Annotated in this window: 23 protein-coding genes; 9 read left to right on the top strand and 14 right to left on the bottom strand. The window is 70.1% G+C overall.

Features of this window, described 5'->3' with window-relative positions; all coding sequences use genetic code 11:
• Positions 1–183: 183 nt before the first annotated feature.
• The 7 genes from ACFV6H_RS33365 to ACFV6H_RS33335 form a co-directional block, all read right to left on the bottom strand.
• Positions 184–1,932: a dipeptide ABC transporter ATP-binding protein gene (locus tag ACFV6H_RS33365; RefSeq protein WP_385549894.1), complete on the bottom strand. Its 1,749-nt coding sequence runs from the start codon at positions 1,930–1,932 to the stop codon at positions 184–186.
• Positions 1,933–1,946: 14 nt separating this feature from the next.
• Positions 1,947–2,936: an ABC transporter permease gene (locus tag ACFV6H_RS33360; RefSeq protein WP_385549892.1), complete on the bottom strand. Its 990-nt coding sequence runs from the start codon at positions 2,934–2,936 to the stop codon at positions 1,947–1,949.
• Positions 2,933–3,967 carry an ABC transporter permease gene (locus tag ACFV6H_RS33355; protein WP_384986078.1) on the bottom strand — a complete coding sequence of 345 codons (1,035 nt, stop codon included), beginning with the start codon at positions 3,965–3,967 and terminating at the stop codon, positions 2,933–2,935. Before ACFV6H_RS33355 ends, ACFV6H_RS33360 begins: the two co-directional genes overlap by 4 nt.
• The gene (locus tag ACFV6H_RS33350; protein ID WP_385549888.1) at positions 3,964–5,688 is read right to left on the bottom strand and encodes an ABC transporter substrate-binding protein; all 1,725 of its coding nucleotides are present in this window, start codon (positions 5,686–5,688) and stop codon (positions 3,964–3,966) included. The genes ACFV6H_RS33355 and ACFV6H_RS33350 overlap by 4 nt, the downstream gene beginning before the upstream one ends.
• Positions 5,689–5,904: 216 nt before the next feature.
• Positions 5,905–6,003, bottom strand: coding sequence for an Ms4533A family Cys-rich leader peptide (locus tag ACFV6H_RS33345; RefSeq protein WP_345941103.1), 99 nt, complete (start codon positions 6,001–6,003; stop codon positions 5,905–5,907).
• A 56-nt stretch (positions 6,004–6,059) separates the two neighbouring features.
• Positions 6,060–7,613 carry a DUF3152 domain-containing protein gene (locus ACFV6H_RS33340; protein ID WP_385549884.1) on the bottom strand — a complete coding sequence of 518 codons (1,554 nt, stop codon included), beginning with the start codon at positions 7,611–7,613 and terminating at the stop codon, positions 6,060–6,062.
• A gap of 8 nt (positions 7,614–7,621) precedes the next feature.
• Positions 7,622–8,626, bottom strand: a complete 1,005-nt coding sequence (locus tag ACFV6H_RS33335; protein WP_385549881.1) for an alpha/beta fold hydrolase — start codon at positions 8,624–8,626, stop codon at positions 7,622–7,624.
• Between the two features lie 177 nt (positions 8,627–8,803).
• Here ACFV6H_RS33335 and ACFV6H_RS33330 point away from each other — a divergent pair, with 177 nt between their 5' ends.
• The 4 genes from ACFV6H_RS33330 (at position 8,804) to ACFV6H_RS33315 (ending at position 10,718) form a co-directional block, all read left to right on the top strand.
• Positions 8,804–9,040, top strand: a complete 237-nt coding sequence (locus ACFV6H_RS33330; protein ID WP_385549878.1) for a hypothetical protein — start codon at positions 8,804–8,806, stop codon at positions 9,038–9,040.
• 187 nt (positions 9,041–9,227) lie between these two features.
• Complete coding sequence (locus ACFV6H_RS33325) at positions 9,228–9,869, top strand: TetR/AcrR family transcriptional regulator (protein WP_093603694.1); 642 nt, start codon at positions 9,228–9,230, stop codon at positions 9,867–9,869.
• Between the two features lie 133 nt (positions 9,870–10,002).
• The gene (locus ACFV6H_RS33320) at positions 10,003–10,230 is read left to right on the top strand and encodes a DUF3107 domain-containing protein (protein ID WP_093603697.1); all 228 of its coding nucleotides are present in this window, start codon (positions 10,003–10,005) and stop codon (positions 10,228–10,230) included.
• 221 nt (positions 10,231–10,451) lie between these two features.
• Entirely contained in the window at positions 10,452–10,718 is a 267-nt protein-coding gene (locus ACFV6H_RS33315; protein ID WP_384986083.1) for a hypothetical protein, read from the top strand.
• Positions 10,719–10,747: 29 nt separating this feature from the next.
• On the opposite strand, the gene ACFV6H_RS33310 is transcribed toward ACFV6H_RS33315, so the two are convergent.
• A complete protein-coding gene (locus ACFV6H_RS33310; protein ID WP_384793568.1) occupies positions 10,748–11,494 on the bottom strand; it encodes a ferritin-like fold-containing protein in 747 nt (248 codons plus the stop codon).
• Positions 11,495–12,053: 559 nt separating this feature from the next.
• Here ACFV6H_RS33310 and ACFV6H_RS33305 point away from each other — a divergent pair.
• Positions 12,054–13,991, top strand: a complete 1,938-nt coding sequence (locus ACFV6H_RS33305; RefSeq protein WP_385549872.1) for a DEAD/DEAH box helicase — start codon at positions 12,054–12,056, stop codon at positions 13,989–13,991.
• 89 nt (positions 13,992–14,080) lie between these two features.
• Positions 14,081–14,932, top strand: a complete 852-nt coding sequence (locus ACFV6H_RS33300) for an alpha/beta fold hydrolase (protein WP_385549869.1) — start codon at positions 14,081–14,083, stop codon at positions 14,930–14,932.
• A 75-nt stretch (positions 14,933–15,007) separates the two neighbouring features.
• Here ACFV6H_RS33300 and ACFV6H_RS33295 read toward each other — a convergent pair whose 3' ends face one another.
• The gene (locus ACFV6H_RS33295) at positions 15,008–15,937 is read right to left on the bottom strand and encodes an NYN domain-containing protein (RefSeq protein ID WP_093602059.1); all 930 of its coding nucleotides are present in this window, start codon (positions 15,935–15,937) and stop codon (positions 15,008–15,010) included.
• Between the two features lie 190 nt (positions 15,938–16,127).
• On the opposite strand from ACFV6H_RS33295, the gene ACFV6H_RS33290 reads away from it, so the two are divergent.
• Positions 16,128–16,280, top strand: coding sequence for a hypothetical protein (locus ACFV6H_RS33290; RefSeq protein WP_363083873.1), 153 nt, complete (start codon positions 16,128–16,130; stop codon positions 16,278–16,280).
• 153 nt (positions 16,281–16,433) lie between these two features.
• On the opposite strand, the gene ACFV6H_RS33285 is transcribed toward ACFV6H_RS33290, so the two are convergent.
• The 4 genes from ACFV6H_RS33285 to ACFV6H_RS33270 form a co-directional block, all read right to left on the bottom strand.
• Positions 16,434–17,039: a MarC family protein gene (locus ACFV6H_RS33285; RefSeq protein WP_384782139.1), complete on the bottom strand. Its 606-nt coding sequence runs from the start codon at positions 17,037–17,039 to the stop codon at positions 16,434–16,436.
• Between the two features lie 164 nt (positions 17,040–17,203).
• Positions 17,204–18,073: a PHP domain-containing protein gene (locus tag ACFV6H_RS33280; RefSeq protein ID WP_093602053.1), complete on the bottom strand. Its 870-nt coding sequence runs from the start codon at positions 18,071–18,073 to the stop codon at positions 17,204–17,206.
• Positions 18,074–18,247: 174 nt separating this feature from the next.
• Complete coding sequence (locus ACFV6H_RS33275; protein ID WP_093602051.1) at positions 18,248–18,886, bottom strand: DUF6758 family protein; 639 nt, start codon at positions 18,884–18,886, stop codon at positions 18,248–18,250.
• Between the two features lie 162 nt (positions 18,887–19,048).
• Positions 19,049–19,723, bottom strand: a complete 675-nt coding sequence (locus ACFV6H_RS33270; RefSeq protein WP_385549863.1) for a suppressor of fused domain protein — start codon at positions 19,721–19,723, stop codon at positions 19,049–19,051.
• A gap of 434 nt (positions 19,724–20,157) precedes the next feature.
• Between ACFV6H_RS33270 and ACFV6H_RS33265 the strand changes: the two genes are divergently transcribed.
• Positions 20,158–21,282 carry a magnesium and cobalt transport protein CorA gene (locus ACFV6H_RS33265; protein ID WP_384986087.1) on the top strand — a complete coding sequence of 375 codons (1,125 nt, stop codon included), beginning with the start codon at positions 20,158–20,160 and terminating at the stop codon, positions 21,280–21,282.
• A 56-nt stretch (positions 21,283–21,338) separates the two neighbouring features.
• Positions 21,339–21,866: a hypothetical protein gene (locus ACFV6H_RS33260; protein WP_384986088.1), complete on the top strand. Its 528-nt coding sequence runs from the start codon at positions 21,339–21,341 to the stop codon at positions 21,864–21,866.
• Positions 21,867–21,969: 103 nt separating this feature from the next.
• On the opposite strand, the gene ACFV6H_RS33255 is transcribed toward ACFV6H_RS33260, so the two are convergent.
• Positions 21,970–22,758, bottom strand: a complete 789-nt coding sequence (locus ACFV6H_RS33255) for a hypothetical protein (protein WP_384986147.1) — start codon at positions 22,756–22,758, stop codon at positions 21,970–21,972.
• Between the last annotated feature and the right edge of the window lie 86 nt (positions 22,759–22,844).

Below are 22,844 nucleotides of genomic sequence, written 5' to 3'. Positions count from 1 at the left end.
CCCCGGTCCGGCTGGTCGGGGGCGCGGGGGGTCCGGCCGCCGCCGTCGGGTCCGCGAATGTGTGTTGTGGGCGGCGGCCGCTCCCCCCCTCCCCCCCCCCCACCACCGGAAGGGGTGAATGCACGTAACTTTCCCGCACCGGTAGCGTTCTGTCGCGCTACGGAGTGCTCCGGCTACGCAAGGTCAGGCCACGGCGACTTTCTCGGCAGGCGCCACAAGCGCCTTCCTGGCCGAGCGGCGCGCGGCGGCGAGCACCGGATCGAGCGCGGGCACGGCCGCGAGCAGTTGCCTTGTGTACGGGTCGGAGGGCGCGCCGTACACCTCCTCGGCCGTTCCCTGTTCCACGATCCTGCCGTCCCGCATCACGGCGACACGGTCACTGACCTGCCGTACCACGGCGAGGTCATGGGCGATGAAGACCAGCGCGAGGCCAAGTTCCCGCTGGAGTTCCGCGAGGAGCGCGACGACCTGCGCCTGAGTGGTCACATCGAGGGCCGAGACGGGCTCGTCGCAGACGATCAGCCGGGGCTCGGCGGCGAGGGCCCGCGCGATACCGACGCGCTGGCGCTGGCCGCCGCTGAACTCGTGCGGATACCGGTCGTAGCGGTCGGGATCGAGCCCGACGCGCTCCAGCAGCTCCCGTGCGCGCGCCACGATCCGTCCCTCGTCCAGCGCTCCGGCCGCCCGCAGCGGATCGGCAACGGACTCGCCCACCGAGCGGCGCGGATTGAGCGAGGCGACGGGATCCTGGAAGATCATCTGCAACTCACGGCGGTACGGCCGCAGTTCCTTCTCGGAGACCGCTCCGATCTCCGCGCCGCGGTAGCGCAGCCGCCCGTCGGTCGGATCCAGCAGCCGTACGAGCATCCGTCCGAGCGTGGTCTTGCCGCTGCCGCTCTCGCCGACGATGCCGAGCGTCTCGCCGGCGCCGACGGTGAGCGACACTCCGTCGACGGCGGTGACGGTCCGCCGCCCGCGCCGGAACTCCCGCCGCAGATCGACGGCTTCGAGCAGCACCTCATCCGCCGAAGGGCGCGGCTCGCCCTGAAGCTCACGCAGAGGACGCGGCTCACCCGCCGGAATGCGCGGCTCGCTCAGAGGGCGCGGCTCCGTCACCGTCCGCGCCACCGGCGCGTCCACCCGAGGCACCGAGGAGAGCAGCGTGCGCGTGTACGTCTGCTTGGGCGCTCCCAGCACCTCGGCGACCGGACCGCGCTCCACCTCCCTGCCGTGCCGCATCACCAGCACCTCGTCCACGCTCTCCGCCGCGACTCCCACGTCATGGGTGACCAGCAGCAGTCCCATGCCCGTCTCGCCGCGCAGATCATGGAGGAGATCGAGGATCTGCGCCTGGACCGTCACATCGAGCGCCGTGGTCGGTTCGTCGGCGATCAGCAGACGCGGCTCGCAGGCGAGCGCCATCGCGATGAGCGTGCGCTGGCGCATACCGCCGCTGAACTCGTGCGGTCTGGAATGCGCCCGGCGCGCCGCGTCCGGGATGCCCACCCGGTCGAGCACCTCGACGGCCCGTGCGCGGGCCGCCCGCCGTGTGGCGTCCGTATGGACCCGGTAGACCTCGGCGATCTGGTCGCCGACGGCGTAGTACGGGTCCAGGGACGACAGCGGGTCCTGGAAGACCATCGCGGCCACCGCTCCGCGCAGCGCGCGCAGTTCACGGTCGGAGGCGGTGCCCACGTCCGTACCGCCCACGCGCACCGCGCCGCCGACGCGCGCGCCCGTCCCACGGTGGAGTCCGAGGAGCGCGCTCGCGACGGTGCTCTTGCCGCTGCCGGACTCGCCGACCAGGCCGATCGCCCGGCCCGCGGCGAGCGAGAACGACAGCCCGTCGACGGCCCGTACGGTCTCCTCGCCCGAGACGAAGTCGACCGTGAGGCCCTCGACCTCGATCAGTTGCTCCGTCGCAGGAGTCATAGGAGTCACAGGAGTCACAGGAGTGCCACCCTCCGGTCGGCCGCCGCGTACAGCAGATCGGCCACCACATTCGCCACCACGACGGCCGTGCCGGTCACCAGCACCACTCCCACCACCACGGGCAGATCGATCTCCCGCACGCCGTCGATCAGTGTCTTGCCGATCCCGGGAATGTTGAAGAGGGACTCGGTGAGCACCGCGCCGCCCATCACCGTGCCGAAGTCCAGCGCGCTGAGCGCGATGACCGGCGGTACGGCGCCGCGCAGCGCGTGCCGCCCGACGACCGCGCGCTCGCCGACGCCGTACGCGCGGAGCGTACGGATATGGTCCTCGGCCAGCGTCTCCAGCGTGGAACTGCGCGTCAGCCGCGCGTATTTGGCGCTCTCGAACAGTCCGAGCGTGAGCCAGGGCAGCAGCATGTTCCACGCCCACTGCTCGGGATCGTCGGTCAGCGGTACGTACGTCGGGAACGGCAGCCACTGCAAGTACGCGCAGACCAGCATCAGCAGCAGCAGTCCGAGGATGAACACCGGCGTGCCCGTCCCGGCCAGTGTGAGCACCGTCAGCGCGCGCTCGGTGATCCCGCCGCGCCGCAGCGCGGAGAGCAGCCCGGTGCCCACTCCGATGACCAGCCAGATCACCATGGCGCCCAGCGCGAGCGAGAGCGTCGCGGGCAGCCGGTCCAGGATCAGCGAGGTGACCTGCTGGTCGGTCTGGTACGAGAAGCCCAGGCACGGCGCGTCGCAGTGCAGCAGGGCCGTACCGGTGGAGTAGTCGCGCCCGGCGAAGATGCCCTGGAGGAAGTGGGCGTACTGCGTGTACACCGAGTCGCCCAGACCGAGCTGTTCGCGTACCTGCGCGACCTGCTGGGTGCTGCACCGCTCGCCGCACGCGAGCCGGGCCGGATCGCCCGGCGCGAGATAGAAGAGCCCGTAGATCACGACGGAGAGCACGAGCAGGACCAGCACCGCGCCGCCGAGCCGTTTGAGCAGATAGCGCGTCATGAGGAGAGGTCCTTGGACGAGTCGGTGGCGGCGGCGCGGGTACGGGACGTACGGCGCCGCCCGATCCGCAGCCGCCCGGCCTCCCGTGGATCGAGGGCCGCCCTGACCGCGTCGCCCAGCACGGTGAAGGCGAGCACGGTCACGAACAGCATCCCGGCCGGCAGCAGTACGTACATCGGATCGGCGCGGAACCAGGTCTGCGCGCTCGACAGCATCTGTCCCCAGGACGGCGTCGGCGGTTTGACACCGACGCCCAGGAAGGACAGCGACGCCTCGGTCACCATGTTCGTCGGCAGCAGGATCGCCGCGTAGGTGATGACGGGAGCCGCGAGCGAGGGCAGCAGCTCACGCCGTGCCACCCGCCACCGCCCGGAGCCCGCGAGCCGCGCGGCGGCCACGAAGTCGAGCTGTTTCAGCGTGAGCGTCTGCGCCCGGACGATCCGCGACGTACCGCCCCAGCTGAGCAGCCCGATCACCAGGATCAGCAGCAGCGGACGCGGGAAGTCGGTGGGCACGACGGCGGTCAGGGCGATGGCCAGCACCAGCATGGGCAGCGCGATCATCACATCGGTGAACCGGCTGAGCACGGTGTCGAGAAGCCGGTTGCCCAGCCCGGCTGCCAGGCCCACGACGATCCCGATGAGCACCTGGACGACGGTGGCGCCCACCGCGACCAGCAGCGACACCCGGGCGCCGTAGAGCAGCCGTACGAACAGGTCGCGCCCGGTGCCCGGTTCGACTCCCAGCCAGTGGTCGCCGCTGACACCGCCGAACGAGCCGATCGGCACTCCGCCGCGCGCCGAGTCCACCAGCGCGTCGTGGTACGTGTTCGCGTCCTGGCCCTCGACGGCGGCGAGCAGCGGCGCGGCGAGGGCCAGCACCACGAGCAGTCCGAGGACGCCCGCGGCGACGACGGCCGACGGGCGTCCGCGCAGCCGCCGCCAGGCCTGACGGGCGTCCGAGGCGGCGGGCACCGCGACCGCGGCACCCGCCTTCGCCCCGGACGCCGGCAGATCGGGAACCGTACTCACTTGACCGCGACCTGCGAGATGTCGAGGACTCCGGTCCAGTCACTGATGACGACGTTCTTGACGTCCTTGCCGTACAGCCGCTTGTAGACCGGGTGGAACAGCGGCACATCGAGCGCCTGCTCACCGATCTTCTTGTCGAGCGCGCCCCAGCGCTCGGCCGCCGCGGCCAGATCGGTCAGCTTGTTGATCTCGTCCATCTCCTTGTTGACCGCGGGGTCGTCGAGCAGCGCGTGGTTGAAGTTGGCGCCGTCCGTGACGATCTGCCGGCCGTCGAAGATCGGTGCCAGGAAGGGACCGCCGGACGGCCAGTCCGCGCCCCAGCGGGAGAGGTAGAAGCCGGGCGACTTGGTGGCGCTCCAGCGTGCCTCGTTGAACGCGTTGGTCTCCAGGCCCACCAGCTTGACCGTGATCCCGGCCTGCTTGAGCGACTCCTGGACGGCCGTGGCGACCTCGGGACTGGTCTCCCGGTTCTGCGCGGTGGAGTGCGTGAGCGAAATGGTCAGACCGTCGGCGTAACCGGCCTCCTTCAGCAGCTCCTTCGCCTTGGCCGGATCGCCGGTCTTGCCCGCCGGGAAGTGGTCGTACGGCGTGTAGCCGAAGGCCTTCTGGTCGGGCAGGAAGGTGGTCGCGGGCTCGGCGAGCGCGGAGCCGCCGGCCGCGTTGATCACGCTGGTGCGGTTGATGGCGTACGAGATCGCCTGACGCACCTTCGGGTTGTCGAACGGCTTCACCTTCGGGTTGAAGGCGAGGTAGTTGGTGTAGCCGAAGTGGCCGGTGCCGACGCGGGCCGCGAGCGCCTTGTCGCTGCTTGTCTGGGCGAGTTCGGCCGGGCCGAGGTTGGTGTCGGTGGTGACGGCCGCGGCGTCCGGGCCCGAGCTGGTGGACAGCCGCTGGTTGATCACGGCGGAGTCGAGGCCCGACTGCACATCGATGGTGTCCGGGTAGGCGTGCCGCTGGTCGTCGGTCTTCTCCGACCAGTTCGGATTGCGCTCCAGCAGCAGATGCCGGCCGTCGTCCTCGTTCTTGACGACCTTGTAAGGACCCGAGGAGACCGGGTGCTCCTCGTACTTGGCGCCGTCGTCCTTGGCCTTCGGCACCGGCGCGAACTGGGTCGCGGTGGCCAGGAACGGGAAGTCGCCCTCGGGCTTCCTGAGCTTGAAGACAATGGTCCTGGCGTCGGGCGTCTCGATCGAGGCGAGGCCCTTCGGGTCCTTGTACGGGCCCTGGTAGTCGGCGCCGCCGACCAGCCAGTCACGCAGATAGGGCGCGCCGCCGGAGAGTTCGGCGGCGAAGGAGCGCTCCACGCCGTACTTGATGTCGGCGCTGGTGATCGCGGTGCCGTCCTCGTACTTCAGTCCCTCCTTGAGGGTGTACGTCCACTCCGTGGCGTCCGCGTTGGGACGCCCGGTGTCGGTGGCCAGGTCGGGCACGACCTTCGTACCGGCCGCGCCGTTCGCGCGGTTGCGGGTGGTGAGCGTACGGAAGACCAGCGAGGGAACGTTGCCGCCGCCGGAGGTGTAGAGGCGCGCCGGGTCGAAGTCGGCCTGCGGCTCGGTGTTCAGCACCGTGAGCTTGCCGCCCTTCTGCGGCTTGCCCTTGTCCGTGGCCGAGGCCTTGGCATCGTTGTCCTGAGGGCCCGAGCAGGCGGCTGCGCCCGCTGCCAGGACCAGGCTGACGGCTGCCGCGGCCAGGCGGCGGGTGTTGACGGACGGTTGACGCATCGGAAGAAAGCCTCTCGGTTGCTGCACGGAGAAAGTCGGACGGAACAGGAGCGAAGGAGCAAAGGCGCTGAACGCTCGGTGTCCGCGCAGACGGCAGCGGTGGAGAGTGGTGGAGGTGGAGAGTGGTGCGCGCCGCGCCTGCGTATGGACGGAGTACGCCCAGGCGCGCGGATGTACGGCGGAAAAAGGAACGGCCGACACGCGCTCGGGCAGGTGTCAGCGACAGTGGATGTCGGCCACGCAGAGCGCGGTCACGCCTATGAGCGCCAGCTCAATGGCGGCGCGGCCGAGTACGGCGGGGCGGTGGGGGGACATGCCGAGAAATATGAACGACCCCGCCGCCGATGTCAACGTGATGTGAGACGGGCATCTCAACTGTTGGGAAAGACCCATGGGTTGGGCCTGCACTTGATCCCGTCGATGTCCAGCGACTTCGTCTGCTGCTGCATCACGGGAGCGAGCGCTCCGGGCGTGCGGCAGATCACGTGGTTGTGCCCGAGCCGATGGCCGACCTCATGGTTGATCAGCATCTGACGGTAGCCGAGCATCGCCTTGGCGCCGAAGGTCTTCGCTCCCTGCGCCCAGCGGAAGGCGTTGATCATGACGCGGTCGGTCGAGGCCGAGTCGCAGGACACATTGTCGACGGTGGTGTCCAGACCGGACTTGGCGCACCAGACGCCCGTGGTGCCGGGACTCGCCAGGGTGATCACGAAGTCGGGGCTGCCGCCGGAGATCCGCTCGAAGGTCATGGCGCCGTTGTGCGCCCAGCTCCGGTCGTCGTTGAGTGTCTTCTGGACGGCGTCCGCGAAGAGCTTTCCGTCCAGCCCGAGTCCGTCCTCGATGTCCACGCGGTAGCGGAACTTCTGGCCCTTGCCGGGCGCCTTGTCCAGGCCCGGTACGGCGGTGAACCGGCCCGAGGCCGTCAGCGCGGGATCGAGCGGGAACTGCCGGGTCATCAGCTCGGCGTAGGTGGCGGGCGCGGGAGCCGGCTCCTCCGGTTTCCCGGAGGACGGCGCGGCCCGGCCGTCCGAGCGGGAGGCGAACTCGTCGTCGGTACGGTCGAGTCCCTCGGCGGGCCGCGCGCCGGACGGCTCCGCGCCACCGGTGACCTGTCCGGCCACGACGACCGCGAGCACGGTGGTCACCGCGGCGGCGGCGATACCGGTGAGGGCGCGGCCCTTGCCGGCTCTGGCGGGCTGGTCGGCATCGGGATCGCCCGGTGTGCCCGGTGTGCCCTCGCCCGTGCCGACGGCCGTGTCCGCGCCGTCGTCGCCGTCGCGCCCGCCGGTGGTGGCGGGGGACGGCGCGGGCGCGAACGGAGCGCTCTCACGCAGACCGGTACGGGGGCGCGGCGCGTCGAAGGCGTCGGCGTCGAACGCGTCTATGAACTCACGTCGTGGGCCCGGGATCAGCGGCGCTCCGGTCCCGGGCGCCGCCGTTCCGGGCGCTCCCGGCCCGGGCTTTCCCTTCGCCGGGCTTCCCGCCGCCGGAACGGCGGTCCCGGGCACGGCGGTCCCGGACGCTCCTGTGCCGAAGGTCGTGCTGCCGCGCGCGGCGGTCGCCGGTCCGCCGGCCCTGCGCGGCGGCGCCACAGCGCCCGGGGCCGCGCCCTGCCAGTCGCCGTACCGCTGTCCGGAGCCCCAGCCGCCACCTGGCTCACGCTGCTCGGGATGGCCGCCGCGCACCTTGGGCACGCCCTGCGCGGGAGTCCCGTACAGCGGAGTGCCGTGCGCGGGCGTGCCGTACGTCGCGCCCGCGCGCTGCCGGCCCTGGTCCTGATCCTGGTCGCGGCCGGCTCCCGAGCGCCGGCGCCGGCCGCCGCCGGAGCCTTCCGGATCCGGATCGGCGCCGGCCTCGGCCGGCGCGACACCGGCCGGGCTCGGCGAGCCCTGGGGTGCGGGGCCTCTGCGGCTGTGTCGTCCCACGCCCCGGATCAGCTCCTGTCGGTGTTGTCGGCGGTATCGATATTGGCGGTGTTGGCGGTGTTGTTGATATGGGCGATAAGTTCCCGCGCGGCCCGTGCGACCTCCCGCGGGTACTCCATCATGGCAACGTGCCCGGCGTCAGGGAGCGTAAGGAGCCGAGAATCACGGAAAGCCATCGCCGCTTTCTGTGCCATACGGTACGAAACGAGCTGATCCCGCCCGCCGTAGACGAGCAGTGTCGGCGCCAGTACCCGCTCGGCCTGCCGCCACAGTGCGTGCTGACCGCTCAATGTGTACGCGTTGACGATACCGCGTGCGGAACGGGCCATCGCGTCCCAGAAATAAGGGAGTTGAAGCCGACGCTCCATCTCCTCGACCGCTTCGCGGAGTTCGTCGTCGGTGACCATGGTGGGATCTCCGTAACAGAGCGCCATCACTCCGCGCGTGCGCTGCTCCGCCGTCCACTCCCGGGTCATCCTGCCGAACAGCCCGGCCGCTCCGGGCAGCGCGAGCAGCGCGGTGGGCACCGCGGTGCGCTGTACGCGGATCTCCGGCAGCGCGGGCGAGACCAGCGTCAGGGTCCGCACCAGATCGGGCCGGGCCGCCGCGACGCGCGTGGCGACGGAGCCGCCCAGCGAGTTGCCGAAGAGATGCACGGGACCGCGCCCGCCCGCGTCCAGCAGCCGGATCACCGCGCGGGCATGGCCGGTGACCGAGTAATTGCCGTCGTCCGGCGGCGGCGAGTCACCGAAGCCGGGCAGATCGACGGCCTCGCCGTCGACCAGGTCCGCCAGCAGCGGCATCAGCGCCGACCAGTTCTGCGAGGAGCCGCCGAGCCCGTGCACATACAGCGCGGGCGGCGCTCCCGTACGCGTCGCGGGCCGTCCCCGTACCGTCAAGGAGAGTCCGGGCAGTGTGACGGAGCGGAGCGTCTCTCCCTCCGCGACCCGGACGGGACTCACTCTCGGAGCCACGGCGGCGGCAATGGTTTCCGGCAGCTCTGTCGAAGACATGCGGCAATGTTACGAGACGATCACGCCCGGGATTATGTGTTCGCCGTCACAGGCCGCATGGCGTCCGGCATCCGAGGCTTCTACGCTTCAGGGGTGAGGGGCGCGCGCGCCGGCCCCTCCTGCCGCGGACGGCCCCGGCTCTCCGCGGTCCCGCGCGGCGAGGAGAAAGGGCACGGTATGCCGGTGGACCCCACGGATCCGGACACCTTCGAGACCGAGGAAACCGAGGAACGCGACAACCTCGAACTGGACGCGGAGACGCCCGAGGCCGACGCCGCGGAACAGCACGCGGAGGTACGGCACCGCGGCGACGAACCGCTGACCCATGTCGATCCGGCCACGGTGAGTGAGGGCGACGCCGCGGAACAGGCGCGTGCGGTCGATCTGGACGAGGACGAGGACGGCTACCGCTGAACAGCGCCCGCTCCACCGAACCGGCGCGGTCCGCCGGAAGGGCCGGAAAGGCCCTGGTCGGACGCCCGGCTACCGCGGATGTCCCGGTCCGTGAAATTCTGCGTCCGCGCCGCGCACAGCCCCGTTACCCAAAAGTACGATGGCGGGGCGGCGCACAGCGCGCACGGCACGATCTTTGGGAGGCGGCGTGACAGCCATAGAGCAGACCGAGGCGGCGCGCCCGCGAGGCACGCGCCTGCCGCGCCGCGCCCGACGCAATCAGCTTCTGGGTGCGGCACAGGAAGTCTTCGTCGCACAGGGCTACCACGCGGCGGCGATGGATGACATCGCCGAGCGGGCCGGTGTCAGCAAGCCCGTCCTCTACCAGCACTTCCCCGGCAAGCTGGAGCTGTATCTCGCCCTGCTCGACCAGCACTGCGAGGCCCTCCTCCAGGCGGTCCGTACGGCACTCGCCTCGACAACCGACAACAAACTGCGCGTCGAGGCGACGATGGACGCGTACTTCGCCTATGTCGAGGACGAGGGCGGCGCGTTCCGTCTGGTCTTCGAGTCGGATCTGACGAACGAGCCCGCGGTGCGCGAGCGCGTCGACCGTGTCGCGCTCCAGTGCGCGGAGGCGATCTCCGAGGTGATCGCCGAGGACACCGGGCTCTCCAAGGACGAGTCCATGCTGCTGGCCGTGGGCCTCGGCGGGGTCTCCCAGGTGGTGGCCCGCTACTGGCTCTCCAGCGAATCGGCCATCCCGCGCGACGAGGCGGTCAGACTGCTGACCTCACTGGCCTGGCGCGGTATCGCGGGCTTCCCGCTGCACGGCGGTGAGCAGCACTGAGCGGCGCGTGTTCGCTGCCGGCGTGCACCGTAGCGTCTTCCGGGTGGATTTCCGGTGGTCTCTCCGGGCTAATGTGTGCTGAGTACAGCGCGGCTGACCGCGCACCGCACTGACCGTTCGGAGGGACATAGCCGTGGAGGTCAAGATCGGCGTGCAGCACGCGCCCCGGGAGATCGTTCTGGAGAGCGGGCAGTCCGCCGAGGAGGTCGAGCGCGCCGTGGCCGACGCGCTGGCCGGCAAGGCGCAGTTGCTCAGCCTCACGGACGACAAGGGACGCAGGGTCCTCGTACCGGCCGAGCGGGTCGCGTACGTGGAGATCGGTGAGCCGACGACACGACGGGTCGGGTTCGGCGCGCTCTAGGACGAGCTCTGGTCACTGACATCGCGATGGTCCGGCGGGATTCCCGCCGGACCATTTCTTTTGTCGCTGCTCCAACACCGTACGTGGGCCACTTGGCAGCCCGGGATTGATCGTGTCCGGGCGATCCGGGGAGGGTTGCGTTCCGCGCACTCCGGGTAGTGACGTGCTGGGCCCAAAGGTCCGGACCGCGGTGTCCATCGTGTGCAGTGAGGTGATCGGCAGTGATCTGGGTAACTCTGGCATCGGCCCTGCTCGGGCTCGGTCTCTCGGGGGCCGCGGCCCATCTGCTGTCGCACCGGCTGCCGTCGTACCGGACGGTTTTCACCGCGGGCCCGCTCGGCGCCCTCTTCGGTGCCTATCTGACGTATATGGCGCTCGGCCCCGGCCATGTGCTGGCGATGCTCGCCGGCGCGCTGCTGGTGGGCGCGGTGCTGCTGTCGCTGCTGGTCCGGCCCGCGGGCCGGCTGCACCGGGCCATGCCGTCCTGACGCACGGCCCGGTCAAGGTCCCGGACCGCTCAGGCCGCGAGCCCCAGCGCGGCCATCCGCTTGGTGTGCGCCTCGGTGATCCGGGAGAACATCCGGCCGACCTCCGCGAGATCGAAACCGTCCGCCACTCCGCCGACCAGCATCGTGGAGAGCGCGTCCCGCTCGGCCACGACCCGCTGCGCCTGCGAGAGCGCCTCGCCCATCAGCCGCCGCGCCCAGAGCGCCAGCCGCCCGCCGACGCGCGGCTCCGCCTCGATCGCGGCGCGCACCTTCTCCACGGCGAAGTTGCCGTGCCCTGTGTCGTCCAGTACGGCCAGTACCAGCGAGCGGGTGTCCGTGTCGAGACGCGCGGCCACCTCACGGTAGAAGTCGCTGGCGATCGAGTCCCCGACATAGGCCTTGACCAGGCCCTCCAGCCAGTCCGACGGCGCGGTCAGACGGTGGAAGTCGTCGAGCGCCTTCGCGAAGGGCTCCATCGCGCCGGTCGGCTCGGCGTCGATCGCGCGCAGCCGCTCGTTCAGCTGCTCGAAGTGGTGGAACTCGGCGGCGGCCATCTTCGCCAGCGCGGCCTTGTCGGCCAGCGTGGGCGCCAGTTTGGCGTCCTCGGCGAGCCGCTCGAAGGCCGCCAGCTCGCCATAGGCGAGCGCGCCGAGCAGATCCACGACCGCGGCGCGGTACTGCGGCTCGGTGGCGGCCGTGTCCCAGCCCTGGGCGGCGATCCCAGTGGGTCCCTCGGCTGCGGGTGCGGGTGCGGTGGCGTTGTCGGGCGTCTCCATGGACGGCACAGTAGCGCGCTCTTCCCGCCCGGGAAGGGCCTGGTCAGACACTGTCGTCACGCCGTTCCGACGAATTCGCCCAACACACATGCGCGATTCCGGGGTACAGTGATAAAGAGCCCGCTGGTGTTCTGGCGGGCCCTCGCAGTATCTGGCAGTGTTTCGCAGTGTGCTGGCAGCGTTCTTGGCAGCACTTTGGCAGCATTTCGTCCGGGGCTTTATCTCGGACAGGCCCCATGAGGATGCCCGGTCGGTGGCCCGATCGGCTCCGACCCGACCGCCCTCCACGCGAATCGTACGCACAGCCGCGTACGACCGCAGATGAGGGGCCCCCTCAGCGGCACGAGCGCTCGAGCGACGGCAGTGGTCCCGCACCATCCGGCCAACCCACGGCCGGCCGAGTACCCAGGTGCGGTACGACCCCCAGCGTTCGCCTCGCGCCGCGTCTCACAGAAGAGGCAGCACCCTGACTACGACTTTCCGAGAACTCGGAATCCTTCCCGAGACGGCCGAGGCGCTAGAAGCCGTCGGCATCCTGTCTCCGTTCCCCATCCAAGAGATGACGCTCCCGGTCGCGCTTTCCGGCAAGGACGTCATCGGACAGGCCAAGACCGGCACGGGCAAGACGCTCGGGTTCGGTCTGCCGCTCCTTGAGCGCGTCACGGTCCCCGCGGACGTCGAGTCCGGCCGGGCCGTGCCGGAGAAGCTCACCAACGCTCCGCAGGCGCTGGTCGTCGTTCCCACCCGCGAGCTGTGCACCCAGGTCACCAATGATCTGCTGACGGCCGGCAAGGTGCGGAACGTCCGCGTTCTGGCGATCTACGGCGGCCGGGCCTACGAGCCCCAGGTCGAGGCCCTCAAGAAGGGCGTCGATGTGATTGTCGGCACTCCGGGCCGGCTCCTCGATCTGGCGGGCCAGAAGAAGCTCGATCTCTCGCATGTGCGCGCGCTCGTCCTGGACGAGGCCGACGAGATGCTCGATCTGGGCTTCCTGCCCGATGTCGAAAAGATCATCCAGCTGCTGCCGCCCAAACGGCAGACCATGCTGTTCTCCGCGACCATGCCGGGCGCCGTCATCGGTCTCGCCCGCCGTTACATGTCGCAGCCCACACACATCAGCGCCACCTCGCCGGACGACGAGGGCGCGACCGTCGCCAATACGACACAGCGTGTCTACCGCGCCCACTCCATGGACAAGCCGGAGCTGGTCGCGCGCATTCTCCAGGCCGAGGGCCGCGGACTCGCGATGATCTTCTGCCGTACGAAGCGCACGGCCGCCGATATCGCCGACCAGCTCGCCCAGCGCGGCTTCGCCTCCGGCGCGGTCCATGGCGACCTCGGCCAGGGCGCCCGTGAGCAGGCGCTGCGCGCGTTCCGCAACGGCAAGGTGGATGTCCTCGTCTGCACCGATGTCGCCGCGCGCGGTATCGATGTCGAAGGCGTGACGCATGTCATCAATTACCAGTCGCCGGAGGAGGAGAAGACCTACCTCCACCGCATCGGCCGTACCGGCCGCGCGGGCGCTTCCGGTACGGCGGTGACGCTGGTCGACTGGGACGACATCCCGCGCTGGCAGCTCATCAACAAGGCGCTCGACCTCGGCTTCCCGGACCCGCCGGAGACGTACTCCACGTCACCGCACCTGTTCGAGGAACTGAACATCCCGGCGGGGACCAAGGGCGTGCTGCCCAGGGCCGAGCGCACCCGCGCCGGTCTGTCGGCCGAGCAGGTCGAGGATCTGGGCGAGACGGGCGGCCGTGGCCGCAAGTCGGCGGCCACCGCGGTACGCGAAGAGCGCCCGGCCCGTACGCGCACTCCGCGCCAGCGCCGCCGCACCCGTGGCGGGACCGTGCTGGACGGGACGACGGCCGAGCCGCAGTTCCAGACGGCCGTTCCGGTCGACGTACCGGAGAGCGGGAGCGAGAGCACGGAGCAGCCGGCGGCCGAGCCGCGCACGCCGCGCCGTCGCCGTCGTACCCGCGCCGGTGCCGGTGCCGAGGCACCGGCCCTGGAGACGGTGGAGACACCGGTGGCCATGGAGCCGGTGGTGGCGCCCGAGCAGCCGGAGGCCGAGGCGGCGCCCAAGCCGCGCCGTCGCCGTACGCGGGCCGCCAAGCCCGCCGCGGAAGCGGCCATAGCGGTCGAGACGGTCGAGGCCCCCGTGGCGGTGGCCGTCAGCACCGTCGACAGCGCTGACACCGCCGTAGCCGTCGCCGAGACCAAGCCGCGCAGACGGACCCGGGTCGCCAAGCCCGCCGCCGCCGAGGCAGTCGTCACGGCGGAGACGGTGGCGGTGGCCGACCCGGCCGAGGTCTCCGTAGCGGAGTCCAAGCCCCGTCGGCGTACGCGCGTCGCCAAGCCCGTCGCCGAGGCGGCGGACACGGTCGAGACGGGCGACGGGACACCGGAGGGAGACGCGGTGCCCAAGCCGCGCCGCCGCCGTACCCGTACGACAGCCACCACGACCACCACCACCGTGGCCAAGACCGAGAGCTGACCCACGGACTTCGCCGATGGCCCGACGCCCCAGGGTGCCGGGCCATCGGCGTACCACGACAGGGCACGGCAGGGCCTAATCTTCGTCGCATGAGTCGGCCGTCCAGCTTTGTCCCGCCCTCCTGCGCCCGTGCCCGTAGTCTGTCGACCCGGCGCGGCCGGTTCGCCGTGCTCGACGGCAGGCCCACGGGTGAGCCACAGGGAACCGTGCTTCTGCTGCCCGGGTACACCGGCAGCAAGGAGGACTTCATCTCACTGCTCGAACCGTTCGCCGAGGCGGGCTATCGCGCCCTCGCCGTGGACGGCCGCGGACAGTACGAGACCGACGGACCGGACACTCCGGAGGCCTACGCACAGGGCGAGTTGGCCGCCGATGTGCTGGCGCAGGCCGAGGCGATCGGCACTCCCGTCCATCTGCTCGGACATTCGCTCGGCGGGCAGATCGCCCGCGCCGCCGTGCTGCTCGACCGGAATCCGTTCCTCTCGCTGACCTTGATGTCCTCGGGGCCCGCGCAGGTCGCGCCGGCCCAGCAGGAGCGGGTGAAGATGCTCAGCGACGCGCTCGCGACCATGACCATGGCCCAGGTCTGGGAGGCCATGCGCATGATGGACACACCCGTCGACGACGATGTGACTCCGGTCGACGGTGACGATCTGCGCAGGCGCTGGCTGCGGACCAATCCTGCGCAGCTCATCGCCACCGGACGGCAGCTCTCCATGGAGCCCGACCGGGTGGACGAGCTGGCCGCCGTACAGCCGCTGCCCAAGCATGTGGTGTCCGGCGAGCGCGACGACACCTGGCCGCTGCCGCTGCTCGACGCGATGGCGGAGCGGCTCAAGGCGCGCAGGAGCGTGATCGAGGGCGCACAGCACTCGCCCAACACCGACCGGCCGCTGGAGACCGCCGCCGCGCTGACGGACTTCTGGGACGGCCACTACTGAGAACACTGAGAACTGAGAGCGGTAACGCTCTTGTCCGGTCGGTACCGCGACGATCAGTGGTCGGTACCGCGACGGTCAGTACTGCGACTGGAGGTGCTGCCAGAAGCCGTCCCGCAGTGACCGCCGCAGTATCGCGTGGCCTCGTAGCGACCTCTGGAGCAGCCTCTCCGCCTCGATCAGCAGATCCTGGTCCACCGGGCCCGGCAGATACGGATGGCCCGGCAGCAGCTCGCCCATCGCGTCCCGGCCGCGCTCCGCCAGCCAGGTCGCGGCGATCTGCGCGCCGATGAAGCGCACCTGGTCCCGGGAGGGCGGTGGCTCGCCCTCGTGCTCGTACGTCGTGACCGGGCGCCGGGTGACATACGGCTTGCAGAACTCCAGGTCGAAGGTGCGCTGGCTGTCGACCTCCCACAGCAGCGGCTCGGCCTGGTTGCGTCCCTCGCCGGCCTCTATGCCCCAGAGATGGACCCGAGCGCCGTAGCCCTGCGCCGCCTCGACGGCGGACACCAGGTCCTCGTCACCGCCGACCAGCGCCGCGTCGCTGATCGCGCGGTGCCGGGCGAGCGATTCGAGATCCGTACGGATCAGGGAGTCGACGCCCTTCTGCTGGTTGTTGGCGTTGAGATTGCCGAGCCTGACCTTGACGTCGGGCAGCTCCGCGATGGACTGCTGCTCGGGCGTGTGGATCCGCCGCCGGGCGCCGTCGTACCAGTAGACACGGAGCAGTCTGCTGTCCGCGAAGATGATCCGGGCCTTGTCGATGAAGGCCTCGATCAGGCCCTCGGCGTCGAGATCAAAGGCCCGCCGGTCTTCGGTGCCCGCTACAAGCAACCCGGCCGCAGCATAGACGTAACCGGCGTCCACGAAGATGGCATGCGTGGACGGGGTCTTGGCGACCTCGGCGAGCATGCGCTGGAGCAGCTCGTTGGTCCGCTCAAGACGGGCGGCGATCTCGGTGATCTCACTGGTCTCGGTGATCTGTGGGTTGATCTCTGCCTCGTTCATACGCGTTTCATTTTCTGTGGACGACACCGTACCCGCCAGTAGTCAGCGTCCCAGAGAATTTCCTTAGCCTAGGGAATATTTGCAGAGGGCAACCCGTTGAAGCTACACGTAACAGCGTTCGCGTAACGACCGACGGATGTCCCGTCACCCACAGTTCTCCAGCAGGAGGATCAGACGAAGGGAGAAGCCTGTGCGCTTCGAAATCATGCGACTCGACGATGTCGACGGCACCGCCGTGGACAGCACCGTCGTGGACGCCGCCTCCGTCAACCGCATCGTGCAGCAAGCGGCCGCGATGGGCCAGCGGATCTATATCCGTCCGGCCGAAGACCCGGCCTCATAACCGCTCACCTCACCACTGTTCGCCTCACCGCACCGCAGACGAAGCGCCTCTGTACGGATCACTCGTACGGAGGCGCTGCCTGTGTGCGGAGCCTGCGGAGCCATGCCGCAGGACGGGCGCCCGGGTAGGGCGTCCCGGGTCAGGAGTCCCGGGTCAGGCACCTTGTACGACCTGGGTCACGCCATTGATGATCTGCTGCACGGCGATCGCCGAGAGCATCATCCCGGCCAGCCGTGTCACCAGCACCACACCTCCGTCCCTGATCAGCCGGATGATCACCAGCGAGTAGCGCATCGTCAGCCACAGCACGCCATGCATCGCGACGATCGCGGCCCAGACCGAGAGCTGCGCCGCCGCGCCGTCGGCGTGCTGCACGGCGAGGATGACGGACACGATCGCGCCGGGCCCGGCCAGCAGCGGCATACCCAGCGGTACGAGTGCCACATTGACGTCCTTGGTCTGCTTCGGCTCATCGTTCTTGCCGGTCAGCAGATCCAGCGCGATGAGCAGCAGAAGCAGCCCGCCGGCGATCATCAGCGCCGGTACGGAGACATGGAGATAGTCCAGGATCTGCTGGCCGAGAATCCCGAAGACGGTGATCACACCGAAGGCGACGGCCACCGCCTGCCAGGCCATGGCGCGCTGGACCTTGGCGGGACGTCCTGAGGTGAGGGCGAGAAATATGGGCGTGATCCCGGGCGGATCCATGATCACGAAGAGAGTCAGAAAGAGCGATCCGAAAACGGCGACATCGAACACGGTGAAGGCCTTGCGGGAAGAGTGGGCGGAGCGAACAGGAAAGAGCGAAGGGCCGTGGCGCGCGGCGAAGTAGCCCGTACGAGCGGGCTGTTACGTACGGGCCCGAGGCGACGGCGTCCGAGGCGGGCTGCGGATCGGACGCTCAGGGGTGCGCCCGACGGAACCTAGGCGCGTCCGCCCGCGCCCGGCACCGGGAACGCGCCGGACGCGCGCCGGGTGATCTCGCCGTAGATCTCCGGATCGGTCGTGCACGCGCCAAGTGCCACGGACTTCCTGCTGCCGTGGTAATCGCTGGAGCCGGTGACCAGCAGCCCGAGCTCGGCGGCCTGGTCGCGCAGCCGGGCCCGCGTCGGTGCGTCGTGGTCGATGTGGTCGACCTCGATACCGTCGAGACCGGCCGCGGCGAACCGCGCGACCGCGGAGTCCGGCACGACCTCACCGCGCTTGACGGCCTGCGGATGCGCGAAGACGGTGACTCCGCCGGCGGCCTTGACCAGGCGGATCGCCTCGAACGGATCGAGTTCGTGCTTCTCGGCGTAGGCGCGTCCGCCGTTGGCCAGCCACTCGGGCGTGAAGGCGTCCGACACCGTCTCGACGACACCGAGTTCGACCAGGGCCGTGGCGATGTGCGGACGTCCGAGGGAGGCGTCGCCCGCGATCCTGGCCACCTGCTCCCAGGTGATCGGAACGCCCAGCTCCTGGAGCTTGCCGACCATCGTCCGCGCCCTGGGCACCCGGTCGTCCCGTACCAGCTCGCGCTCGCGCAGCAGCTCGGGCTCGTCCGGGTCGAAGAGATAGGCGAGCATGTGCAGGCTGATGCCGTCGAGCCGGCAAGACAGCTCGGCGCCGGTCACCAGCGTGAGATCACGGTCGAGATCCGCGAGCGCGGCGATCGCCTCGGCATGGCCGCGAGTGGAGTCGTGGTCGGTCAGGGCGACGACATCGAGCCCGGCGGCAGCCGCGTTACGGACCAGCTCGGCCGGAGTGTCCGTACCGTCCGAGGCCGTGGAGTGGGTGTGCAGATCGATGCGCACGACGCGTACTCCGGGAGCTCGGGGCGGACAGGGGACGCTCAAGGATAACGGGAGATTCGAACAGCCCGGACGCCCGCGGTCCGGTCCTGGAAGGCGAGGGTCCAGGAACGAAATCCGACGGTCAGGACACTCAACGGTCCGGTCAGGACGTGCGACGGTCCTGGCATACGACGGTCAGGACAGCAGTCGCGGCGACAGCGCGCCGCACGGCAGCAGTTCCACCTCGGCGCCCGCGTCCCGCAGATCGGTCAGCACCAGTTCGTCGTAGAGCAGCAGTCCCGACTGCTCCGGCCAGACGATCGCCCACAGCCACAGTCCGAGCGCCTCGCCCGCGAAGACCGCCCGGTCGTCCGGCGCTTGGGCGACATGCCACAGCGGCGTGGGCCGGCCCGCGGCGAGCAGCTTGGCCTGCGGAGGCTTGTCGACCCCGATGTGCGGCCCGGGATCGGGGCCGTCGATCCCCGCGTACCGGGCTCCCAGCCCGACTCCCAGCTCCTCCGCGACCAGCAGCAGCTCGCCCATGCCGCCGAGCGGTCCAGGACCCGAGCAGGCGACGGCGGTGGCACGGCCTCCGCTGCGGTCGTCGCCCGCGTACGCCACTCCGGTGTAGAGCCAGCCGACGGGCAGCGGCCAGGGCATCCAGACCGGCACCTGGGCGCGGTGCACCACGACACCGAGGGCCTCGACGCTGGGCGGTATCACGGGCTGGAGCGGATGCACGGTGCCGTGCACATCACACTGCCAGGAGTCGGCGAAAAGACCGGGCGCCCTGACCCGGCCACCGCACTTCGGGCAACTGGGTTCGCCCCTCATAGCGCCCCACGGTCCTCCCCGGCCGACGCCGCGTCAAGGACGATCACCCTTCCGGCGGGAGTCGCCCGGGAACTGAACGGAACTGAACAGCCGCGTTCCGCCGGGGACCGGTCCGCCGGGAGTCCGCCGGGATCGGTCCGGCGCTGCCGGCGATCAGTCCGATCAGTCCAGGGATACGGAGCGGCGCAGCGGATCGCGCAGATCCGTGCCGTTGGCCAGCCAGCGCTCCTGAAGCTCCTGCGCGCCTCTGACCCGTTTCCACGCCGCCTCGTTCGGTGTCATCGGCAGCAGCGGCAGAAAACGTACCGGCTCCAGCGGAGCGTCCAGTTCCAGGTCCGGCACCAGTCCGCCGGACTCTCCCACCAGTACCGACTGGAACGGCGCTCCCGGCCAGAGCGGCGCACCGAGGTCCAGCGAGCCGCCCGAGGCCACGACCACGCCCTCGACCTGCGGAGACGCGGCGAGTGTGGCCAGCGGACGCAGCACCTGGTCGGTCCCGGCGAGCCCTGCCCGTACGGTGAGGATCAGCTCCGCCCTGGGCCCTTTCACCGGATCGGCGAGCAGCGCCGACGGGTCCGCCATCGGCTGTGCCGACATCCCGAGCGTGACATACCTCACCACCGCGTCCGGGCCGCCCGCGGAGCCGCCGTCCCACGCGGAACCGACATCCGGAGAACCGCCGTCCGGAGAACCGCTCCGGGAGTCCTGGCTCCGGGAGTCCTGGAAGCGCAGCACCTCGATACGGTCCGTCCCCAGGAAGGTCACCGAGGCCCGCGCGTCCGGTTCGCCCAGCGCCGTGCGCAGCCTGGCCTCCACCAGAGCAAGAATTTCTCCCATACGGCGAGCATAGATCGCATATGAATCGGGCAGAGGAAGGGATTGACGTCTGTCTGCTGATAGTCTTGGCCGCTGGTCGGGACAGCGTGCGGAAGCGTCGCTCTCCGGTCCCGACATCACGTCATCCCCCACGGGGGACCGGCCGGAGGAGGTGGGGCTGCGGTGGATCGAAGTCACCCGGCCAGTACCAGCCGCTCTTCCGCCCCGCTCCTGTCCCGGTGACCCGGGTCCCGGGGATCTGAGGCCTCAGCCCGTCCGGGCACGGCACTTCGCACGACGGAAGAGCACTTCTTTCTTCTCTGTGTTTTCCGCCTGTCTGTAGCGAACGCCGTCACCGCGACCTCGCGGTGCCGCCCGCTTTGCGGACGTACGCACCACGTCCCCATTCCGGGCTGTGCCACCTCGCCGACGGCCTCTCCGTGAAGGAGCCCGCCATGTCGATGATCCGAGACCTGCGCGCAGTGGTCCGCCCGGCCCTGCGCAAGAGCACCGCCGCCTACGGCAAGTACGACTCGTACGACGCCACCCGTGATCCGTCCGCGTCGAGCGCGGTGGTCGACTGCGCGGTCTACCGCAAGGGCCGGCGGGTGATGGAGGACCCGTGTGTCACGCCTCACGAGGCGATGCTGCGGGTACGGGACGGCGGCGGCTTCGCCTGGATCGGCCTCCATGAGCCGACCGAGGAGGAATTCGCCGGTATCGCGGCCGAGTTCGGGCTCCACCCGCTCGCGGTCGAGGACGCGGTGCACGCGCATCAGCGGCCCAAGCTGGAGCGGTACGACGACACCTTGTTCACGGTCTTCAAGACCATCCACTATGTCGAGCACACCGAACTGACCGCGACCAGCGAGGTCGTGGAGACCGGTGAGGTGATGTGCTTCACCGGACGGGACTTCGTCATCACCGTCCGGCACGGCGGCAAGGGCTCACTGCGCGCCCTGCGCCACCGTCTGGAGGAGGACGAGGAGTTGCTCGCCAAAGGGCCCTCGGCCGTGCTGCACTCCATCGCCGACCATGTGGTCGACGGATATATCGCGGTGGCGGCGGCCGTGCAGGACGACATCGACGAGGTCGAGATCGATGTCTTCTCCGCGCCCGCGAAGGGCAGTCCGCGCGGCTCCGACGCCGGGCGGATCTATCAGCTCAAGCGCGAGGTACTGGAGTTCAAGCGGGCCGCCTCGCCGCTGCTGCGGCCGATGCAGCTGCTGAGCGAGCGGCCGATGCGGCTGGTGGACCCGGACATCCAGAAGTACTTCCGCGATGTCGCCGACCATCTCGCGCAGGTGCACGAGCAGGTCATCGGCTTCGACGAACTGCTGAACTCGATCCTCCAGGCGAATCTGGCGCAGGCGACCGTCGCGCAGAACGAGGACATGCGCAAGATCACATCCTGGGCGGCCATCATCGCCGTGCCGACGGCCATCTGCGGGATCTACGGCATGAACTTCGATCACATGCCGGAGCTGCACTGGAAGTTCGGTTATCCGATGGTGCTCGGCGCGATCGCGGTCGTCTGTGTGACGATCCATCGCACGCTCAAGCGCAACGGCTGGCTCTGACCTCGGTCCGGGCGGTGTACGGCCGGGTGTCCGAGGCGGCCGTTAAGCTGCGGGGCATGACGGATCCGCAGCTCGGCCAGGCGCTCGGCCAGGCGCTTGTCGAGGAGGCCACCAAGAAGTCCGCCCTCATCTGGGTGCGGGGCCCAGGTCCCGGCCGCGCGCTGTGGCACATCTGGCATGAAGGCGCCACGTATCTGGTCGGCGACGGTCCCGGGGAGCAGCCGCTGCCGGGGCTCGCCGACGGCTCCACCGCCGAGGTGACCGTACGCAGCAAGGACAAGGGCGGCCGGCTGGTCGTCTGGACCGCGGCCGTGGCCGAACTGCCTCCGCACTCGGCGGACTGGGAGACGGCCGTCGCCGAGCTCAAGGGCAAGCGGCTCAACGCGCCGGACGCGGAGGAGATGCCGGAGCGCTGGGCGCGTGAGTGCCGGGTGCTGCGGCTGACGCCTCAGGACATGACCACCGACCTGCCGTCGGACTCACAGGCCGCCGTACCGCTGCCGACGGTGGCGACAACTCGTCAGCCCGCACCGGCCTCACTCGGGCGGCTGCTCCTGAGAAGATCCCGCCCGTCCGGCGACTAGGACAACGACCGAGGGCAGACGGCCGCCGGACGGTCGCGGCGAGCCGGATGGTCGCGACGGACGGCCCCGCCCGCTCCCGTACCGGCCTGTCCCGTACCGGCCGTCACTGGTCCTCGGCCTTCGGCAGACGGCTGCCGTAGTCGACGGTCTCGCTCTTCGCCGGCGCCTCCAGCACGAAGTCCTTGCCCCAGTCGGAGAGCGTGACCGTGCCGGCGCCGCCCGCGCGTACCAGTTGCAGCGGATACGGCACGCCCTCCAGCGAGACGTCCAGCGTCCCGCCGTCGCCCTCGCCGCCGTTGACCTTGACGGTCCGCAGGCCGCCGATCCGGTCGCGGTCGCCCTTGGTCAGCTTGCCGTGCAGCGTCAGTATCCCGTCGAGCAGCACATTCTTGTCCGTGAAGCCGCTGAGCTGCTTGTACGACGGATCGTCCTCCGGGACCTTCACATACTTGTCCTGGAGCTTGTCCGCGACCGCGGAATCGGCCTCGCTGGGCGCTGTGCTCGCGCTGTCGCCGCCGCCGTCGTCGCTGTTGTCCGCATGGCTCCAGAAGCCGGCGTCGGCCTTCAGATACAGCTCGTCCTCGATCCGCAGGAGCTGGAAGGTGCTGTCCTTCGAGATGACCGAACCGATGCCGCCGTCCGCCTTGAGCTGCATATTGAGCTTGTAGGTCTCGCCGTTGCTCACCAGCGAGCCGGAGAGCCGGACCGCGCTCGCGCCGTCCGCCGCCGACTGCGCCTTTCTCTCGATCTCGGTGGCGGTGAGCTTCCCGACACCGTTCGTTCCCTTGTCCGGATCCTCACCGCACGCCGTCAGTACGGCGGCCAGCCCCACGCAGAGCGCGACGGGGAGTGCGGTCCGGCGGACACGGCCGGACGACAGGAGAAGGGACACAGACACACTGCCTCTCATACGCGGTGGCGGCTGGCAGACCGCAGCGTACCCGGGCTGTCCGCACCGCTCGACAGAGAGCCGTACCG

It is taken from the genome of Streptomyces sp. NPDC059743, assembly GCF_042732975.1.
Taxonomy (GTDB): Bacteria; Actinomycetota; Actinomycetes; order Streptomycetales; family Streptomycetaceae; genus Streptomyces.
The sequence above is the reverse complement of the archived record's forward strand: the minus strand, read 5'-3'. Positions and strand labels throughout refer to the sequence as shown.

Bases quoted from the DNA above. Each gene is read 5' to 3' on its own strand.
- ACFV6H_RS33365 (WP_385549894.1), bottom strand. From the start codon at position 1,932: ATGACTCCTGCGACGGAGCAACTGATCGAGGTCGAGGGCCTCACGGTC.
- ACFV6H_RS33360 (WP_385549892.1), bottom strand. From the start codon at position 2,936: ATGACGCGCTATCTGCTCAAACGGCTCGGCGGCGCGGTGCTGGTCCTG.
- ACFV6H_RS33350 (WP_385549888.1), bottom strand. From the start codon at position 5,688: ATGCGTCAACCGTCCGTCAACACCCGCCGCCTGGCCGCGGCAGCCGTC.
- ACFV6H_RS33345 (WP_345941103.1), bottom strand. From the start codon at position 6,003: ATGTCCCCCCACCGCCCCGCCGTACTCGGCCGCGCCGCCATTGAGCTG.
- ACFV6H_RS33335 (WP_385549881.1), bottom strand. From the start codon at position 8,626: ATGTCTTCGACAGAGCTGCCGGAAACCATTGCCGCCGCCGTGGCTCCG.
- ACFV6H_RS33330 (WP_385549878.1), top strand. From the start codon at position 8,804: ATGCCGGTGGACCCCACGGATCCGGACACCTTCGAGACCGAGGAAACC.
- ACFV6H_RS33310 (WP_384793568.1), bottom strand. From the start codon at position 11,494: ATGGAGACGCCCGACAACGCCACCGCACCCGCACCCGCAGCCGAGGGA.
- ACFV6H_RS33305 (WP_385549872.1), top strand. From the start codon at position 12,054: ATGACGCTCCCGGTCGCGCTTTCCGGCAAGGACGTCATCGGACAGGCC.
- ACFV6H_RS33300 (WP_385549869.1), top strand. From the start codon at position 14,081: ATGAGTCGGCCGTCCAGCTTTGTCCCGCCCTCCTGCGCCCGTGCCCGT.
- ACFV6H_RS33295 (WP_093602059.1), bottom strand. From the start codon at position 15,937: ATGAACGAGGCAGAGATCAACCCACAGATCACCGAGACCAGTGAGATC.
- ACFV6H_RS33275 (WP_093602051.1), bottom strand. From the start codon at position 18,886: ATGAGGGGCGAACCCAGTTGCCCGAAGTGCGGTGGCCGGGTCAGGGCG.
- ACFV6H_RS33270 (WP_385549863.1), bottom strand. From the start codon at position 19,723: ATGGGAGAAATTCTTGCTCTGGTGGAGGCCAGGCTGCGCACGGCGCTG.
- ACFV6H_RS33265 (WP_384986087.1), top strand. From the start codon at position 20,158: ATGTCGATGATCCGAGACCTGCGCGCAGTGGTCCGCCCGGCCCTGCGC.
- ACFV6H_RS33260 (WP_384986088.1), top strand. From the start codon at position 21,339: ATGACGGATCCGCAGCTCGGCCAGGCGCTCGGCCAGGCGCTTGTCGAG.